General features: G+C 45.5%; 6 protein-coding genes. All 6 read left to right on the forward strand.

Features of this window, described 5'->3' with window-relative positions; all coding sequences use genetic code 11:
* Nucleotides 1-21: 21 nt before the first annotated feature.
* Nucleotides 22-1,593 carry a hypothetical protein gene (locus K6G33_RS01670; RefSeq protein ID WP_296775540.1) on the forward strand — a complete coding sequence of 524 codons (1,572 nt, stop codon included), beginning with the start codon at nucleotides 22-24 and terminating at the stop codon, nucleotides 1,591-1,593.
* Nucleotides 1,594-1,619: 26 nt separating this feature from the next.
* A complete protein-coding gene (locus K6G33_RS01675) occupies nucleotides 1,620-4,580 on the forward strand; it encodes a signal peptidase I (RefSeq protein WP_296775542.1) in 2,961 nt (986 codons plus the stop codon).
* Nucleotides 4,561-4,998 carry a hypothetical protein gene (locus K6G33_RS01680; protein WP_296775544.1) on the forward strand — a complete coding sequence of 146 codons (438 nt, stop codon included), beginning with the start codon at nucleotides 4,561-4,563 and terminating at the stop codon, nucleotides 4,996-4,998. The genes K6G33_RS01675 and K6G33_RS01680 overlap by 20 nt, the downstream gene beginning before the upstream one ends.
* A 19-nt stretch (nucleotides 4,999-5,017) precedes the next feature.
* On the forward strand, nucleotides 5,018-5,245 hold the full coding sequence (locus K6G33_RS01685; protein WP_173450652.1) for a hypothetical protein: 228 nt from the start codon (nucleotides 5,018-5,020) through the stop codon (nucleotides 5,243-5,245).
* 169 nt (nucleotides 5,246-5,414) lie between these two features.
* Nucleotides 5,415-5,741: an IS66 family insertion sequence element accessory protein TnpB gene (locus K6G33_RS01690; protein WP_296775546.1), complete on the forward strand. Its 327-nt coding sequence runs from the start codon at nucleotides 5,415-5,417 to the stop codon at nucleotides 5,739-5,741.
* On the forward strand, nucleotides 5,738-6,000 hold a 263-nt coding region (gene tnpB / locus K6G33_RS01695; RefSeq protein WP_296775547.1), incomplete at its 3' end, for an IS66 family insertion sequence element accessory protein TnpB. The genes K6G33_RS01690 and tnpB, both read left to right, overlap by 4 nt.

A 6,000-nucleotide genomic window follows, 5' to 3' on the forward strand; every position in this document is an offset into this window, starting at 1 on the left:
ATTGTCTTTGGGAGCTTAAATATGAATGAATTTCTAAAATGGTTTTTCGCATTTATCTCTGAGATGCTCAAAGGCTATGCAGAGATCGTGCGAGGGTTTGGACATGGTATAAAGCAGATATTCAACATAAAGAGTTATATAAGTATATTCAAGGAGCATTCTCAGAATTTCGGAGCGCTTGGCTGGGTACTCACTGTCATTGCGCTCATAGTAGTTGCGGCGATATATGTACTTATTGCAATGATGATAATTCTCGGTATAAGAAAATATATACGCTTCCGTCATTCTCTCGTCAGCAACGAAGACCTTCTTGAAGAGATATCAGAGCTCCAGCGCAAGGTCATGAAAATGGCTAAGGAAAAGGATGAGATCATGGCGATGAAGGTCTCGCAGATGGGACTTCCCACAGGTTCGGGAGCACTTTCCTATGCGGGCAGTACAGGAGAAGCTGCCGAGGGCGGAGGAGGAAGCGGCGAACCCACAGTTGTTGAGAGCGGTGTCGTTCAGACTACAGAACAGAGATTCTCAAAGCTTATCGAAGTGGACGCTTTCTACAAGGAATATACTCCGCCTGAGTATGATAACGATATCGACCTTAAGGGAATATGCGATAATTTCAGGAACTTCGCCTGCTCAAGAATGCATCTTTACTATGAGCCGAAGGTAATAAGACTTTTCCTTGCAGGTATGGCTTCTACGAAGCTCCTTATCCTTCAGGGTATATCAGGTACAGGTAAGACCTCTCTCCCGTACTCGTTCGGAAAGTTTTTGCAGGTCGATACGACCATTGCGTCTGTACAGCCTTCGTGGCGTGACAGAACAGAGCTTTTCGGATACTTTAACGAGTTCACCAAGAACTTCAACGAGACCGAGGTACTCAAAAGGATATATGCATCGGGCTATAATAATGACATAAACCTTATCCTTCTTGATGAGATGAACATTGCCCGTGTCGAGTATTACTTCGCGGAGATGCTCTCCATACTCGAAATGCCGAATGCAGACGAGTGGGCGCTGGATATTGTCCCGAACGCATGGAGCACCGACCCAGTCAAGCTTGATAAGGGCAAGATAGTTATACCGCAGAATATATGGTACATAGGTACTGCGAATAATGACGACTCCACATTCGCTATCTCAGATAAGGTTTACGATCGTGCGCAGCCGATCAATCTCGATTCAAAGGGCGTTGCATTTGAAGCGCCTGATACTCCGCCTATGAATCTGGGCTTCGATCACCTCGATCAGCTGTTTAAGGAGGCGTTTGACCTCTATCCCATATCACAGGATAATCTCAAAAAGATACAGCAGCTCGACCTTTGGGTAATTGAGAAGCTGAGAGTTGCTTTCGGTAACCGTATCCTGAAGCAGATGAATCTGTTTGTGCCTGTATATGTAGCCTGCGGCGGTGAAGAGCTGGAAGGTATAGACTACATTCTTGCAACGAAGATATTCAGAAAGTTCGAGTCGCTCAACCTTGCGATGCTCAGAGAAGAGCTCCGCGAACTTTGTGCATACATGAATAAGTTGTTCGGAAAAAACAAAATGAACGAATCCATAGCTTATCTGGAAAGACTTCAGAAGCTGTTCTGATTCGGTAAAAGAGCAGGTGAGGACAAGTGAACGGCATAAAAAGCAATTGGTACCGTGAATTTGAAGAATTTGCGGAATTGATCGGCAGCGATGACTTGTACGGCGCACTTGGCTCACTCCTTGATTCAAGCAGGGATACATTTGCTTTCAACAAGAAGCTCATGGAGAAAGCGATAGATGTTACGTGGGTAGATGCCATAGAAAAAGGCATCGTTCATCTGGATAATTTCCTGAGAAATCCGCGCCGTACCATAGAGGACGTGGAGGAGATAGTTCCCATAGCGCTGTCGAGAAAGACCACTATCGAATCGGTAAGACACCTTGCACAGCATACTGACCTGATACAGAGCATAGAAAAGAAAACAGGCAAGATAACGCCGTCAAAGCTGCTTAATGTCCATAAAGAAGAGAGCCTTATGACCTATGAGAACAAGTTCGTCAATACTCTCATAGACAGACTGTACATCTTTATTAATACCAGATATGACAAGCTGGCGGAGGTCTCAAAGGACGAGGAAGTTTTTTCCCTCGGATATGATGCGGCACTTGACGACGGTGCAGGCGGAAAAATGAAGATAAAGGTCAATATCGAGACTATCGACAGCCTTGAAGCCTATGACCAGAACGGCAATACCGTATGGCAGAGAGTCGAGAAGCTGAAAAAAGCGATAGAGGGCTATAAGGGCTCAGAGGTATGCAAGACTCTGGGAAATACATATATACGTCCGCCTGTAATGCGTACAAATGCCATAATGAAGAACGTGGATCTCAAAGCCTGCCTTACACTATGGCAGTATATCGAGAGCTATGACAAAGTGGGCTACGAGATAAACGTAGAGAATACGGCAATGATCCCGCAGAAGGAGTTTGTAACTGATTTCTATAAGCTTGTTATACTCAATCTGCTGCTGTTCCGTGCGTATATGAACAAGGACAATGAGGAAAAGTTCAAAAAACTGAGAACTCAGACCTCAAAGACCATTGCGCCTAAGTTCCTGAAAAAGTTCGATAAGGAGCTTGCTTCGGATTACGGAGTTACTGCTGATGCTGTCGCAGGATATGTCGATGCAGATTCAAAATTCAAGCTGGAAAAGCGTCTGCCGCCGAATATCAACCAGCTGTTCGAGCAGATAACTCAGGTCATAAATATCGAGACAAACTACCTCGAAGAGCTTGAGATAAAGCGTCAGGAGGACGAGAAGCGCCGTCAGGAGGAAGAAGCACGGCTCGAAGAGCAGAAGCGTATCGAGGAAGCAAGACGGCAGGAACAGCTCCGTGTACAGAAGGAAAAAGAGGAGGAAGAAAAGCGCGTTCAGGAGATGCTTGCGAAGAAACGTGCGGAGATGGAAGAAGAGGAGCGGGAACGCGAGCGGCGTGAAGCCGAAAGACTTGCAAGAGTCGAGGAGATACGCAAGCGCGAGGAAGCTGCCCGCCTGAGACGCGAGGAAGAAGCACGTATAAAGGCTGAACGTGAACGCATAAAGCAGAACAAGGAAATGGCTCGTGCAGAGCTTGGTGAGGCTGAGGGTCTCGATAAGGAGACACTTCACAGCAGCGAGCCTGACGAAAAGATACTGGAACAGCAGGCTTACAATGAGGTAACAGAGGACGAAGTCGAAGAGGTCAAGGCAGAAATGTCCGACAGACCTCCCGAGGAAGGCGAGGTCTTTGAAGACCCGAGAACTGTGGCTGCACGTAAGAAGCTGGAACAGCAGAAACGTGAAAAGGAAAGAGTTGAAAGCGAACGCGCACAGCGTCTCAAAGCAGACAGAATGCGCATAGAAGCAAAACCTTTCAGGGTGATATACCGCGAATATTCGTGGAATCCGATATATGTGCTCATAAGGCTGATAAGACATATATTGGCAGTTGTATTCGGAATAGTTCCGTTTGAAACAGATAATCCGCTGTATAAGAAGATAGCTGCGGATAAGGAAAAAAAGAAAAAGGAAAAAGAGCTGGAAAAGCAGGAAAGAAAGGAAATGGAGGTTTACTACAGGAAGTACGGACATAACTTCAGGTATGATCTTATGCGCTTTATCAGCGATATGAAGTTCAAGCGCAAAAAACGTCTTGAACGAAAAAACAAACCGCGTCCTGCTTATACGCCGCCTGTGAGGACTCCTGAGGAGCAGCAGGCTATAGATACGGAAATGAAGCGCCTTTATAAAGCGTACCATGTCAGTCTGACCGAAAGAATCCGCAGAGCTGTTGAGAACCATAAGAGGGAAAGGATCGAGCTTGCAAAGAGCATAAGCGAAAGTGCTGAGATCGCTGCAAGAGAAGCAGCTCCCGAAGAGAAGCAAGTGCAGAAGACAAGGATTATCCCCGGTATAATCATAACCGTTATTACCGCAGCTGCGCTCATATTTGTTATCTATGTAATGATATGCTCGTCGCACGGTAAGCCTGTGAATGTTTTCGGCAAGAGCATTCTCAGGGTCGTTACGGGAAGTATGGAGCCGTCTTTGCAGGTAGGGGATTATATCGTCATCGAAAAGACAAGCGCAGACGCTCTCAGGGAAGGTGACATCATTTCGTTCTACTCTGAGCAGAGCGATATAAATGGAATGCTTGTAACACACAGAATAGTCAGCATAAACGACGACGGAAGCTTTGTCACGAGGGGAGATGCGAATCCTGTTTCTGACAGCGTTACCGTTCGCGGTGAAAAGATCGTTGGCAGGTATACTCATAAGTCAAGGTTTTTCATATGGGTAAATTCCTTCGTGAATCTGAAAAAGCTGGTAATACTTGCTGTTGTGATAGCAATGACGTTCATATCATTGTACGAGGTCAAAACTGTGCTCAGGATAAGCCGCAAGGTCATTGACGAGCGCAGGCAGGAGGCTGAAGAAAAGCACAACAAGGCTATGCGTCAGGCGATAGAGAAGGAGAAGCTCCGACTTGAAGCCGAGGGATACGATCCCGAAAAAGAGGTGAACACGAGTGAATCAAGAGAAACTGATGAAAAGGAAAATGATTAGAGCTATCATACTCTGTTTGCTTACAATGGTCGCACTTGCAGTGTTCATTGCACTTTATATCGACGAGACAAGGCGTGTCCAGGAGACATACCGCCGTCAGTATATGACAGACCTCAGCCACGTCATAGAGGATATCGACTCGTACAAGAATGGGAAAGGCGATCACAGCCTGAGGTATATGCGCATAGTCAACAATATGGGCAGCGCCAATTCGTTTGCATTCCTGATAGAAAGTCTTGACGATGAAAAAAAGAAGACTATCAACGAAGTAAATGCCTGTGTAATGAAGTATCCCGAGCAGATGAAGGATAAACTCGATGAGCTGAGAACGGCTCTGAGCGATATCAGTGAGGGGCTGGATAAGGGCTATACCGAAGCAGCAGATATGGTGAGCTCAGTTGACAAAATGGGCAAATAATGCGGAGGAGGATTGTATCATGAGCGAAAAAAGCCGTCTTAAAAAGGAGATAAAGCTCTGCATGAGCACGATCAAGGAGATCGAGAGAAAGCGCTCACGTTCACAGTCGGCACTTGTACAGGCGATATTGCTTCAGGAGCAGCCTGATGAGACCGACGTTGAGTGGTTCAATAAGTATACAGGAGAGATAACAGCCTGCCGCAATCATATGATAGAGCTGCAAAAGAAGCTGAATTCCCTTAAATAGCAAAAAACGGACACCTTTAAAGGTGTCCGTTTTTGAAGATAAATGTCAGTGGAAGAGCTCCCTGATATCAGTTCAATGGTAACCGCCTAAAAAGTAACCACCCTATCCAACGAAGTCTAAATAGACTAAACTAGAAGTAACTAATAAGGTCTAAATGGAGTTGATTGGAATGAATGAGATATCAAGGGTAAAAAAAGAAGTAAAGCTGACACAATGGGCAGAAATGGTGAGAACCAGAAACGAAAGTGGACTCACTGTAACTGACTGGTGCAAGCAGAATGGTATCAATATCAAGACATATTACTACAGGCTGAAGCGAATACGGCAGGCAGTATGCAGTGAAATCGAGCAGCATGATATAGTACCCGCAATACCAGCAGACGCTCCACAGTGTGAAGACGAAAATATCATATTAATTGTTGGAGATGTAAAGATATCGCTGCCTGATAATTTTAATGAAAATACACTCAGTCGACTGCTAGGAGTACTGAGATGATCGGAGATGTCAGCCGTGCAGAGCATATCTACATCGTATGCGGATATACAGATATGCGTAAAGCGATAGACGGACTTGCAGCAATTGTTCAGCAGAATTTCAAACTTAATGTATTTTCCGGCAGTCTGTTTCTGTTCTGCGGAAAGCGATGCGACAGGATAAAAGCTCTGCTGTGGGAAGAAGACGGATTTGTGCTGCTGTACAAAAGGCTTGAAAACGGGAAGTACAAATGGCCGAGAGATTCAGATGAAGCAAGGCA

This window comes from Ruminococcus sp. (assembly GCF_024691275.1).
Taxonomy (GTDB): Bacteria; Bacillota; Clostridia; order Oscillospirales; family Ruminococcaceae; genus Ruminococcus.

Bases quoted from the DNA above. Each gene is read 5' to 3' on its own strand.
- K6G33_RS01670 (WP_296775540.1), top strand. From the start codon at position 22: ATGAATGAATTTCTAAAATGGTTTTTCGCATTTATCTCTGAGATGCTC.
- K6G33_RS01680 (WP_296775544.1), top strand. From the start codon at position 4,561: ATGAAAAGGAAAATGATTAGAGCTATCATACTCTGTTTGCTTACAATG.
- K6G33_RS01685 (WP_173450652.1), top strand. From the start codon at position 5,018: ATGAGCGAAAAAAGCCGTCTTAAAAAGGAGATAAAGCTCTGCATGAGC.
- K6G33_RS01690 (WP_296775546.1), top strand. From the start codon at position 5,415: ATGAATGAGATATCAAGGGTAAAAAAAGAAGTAAAGCTGACACAATGG.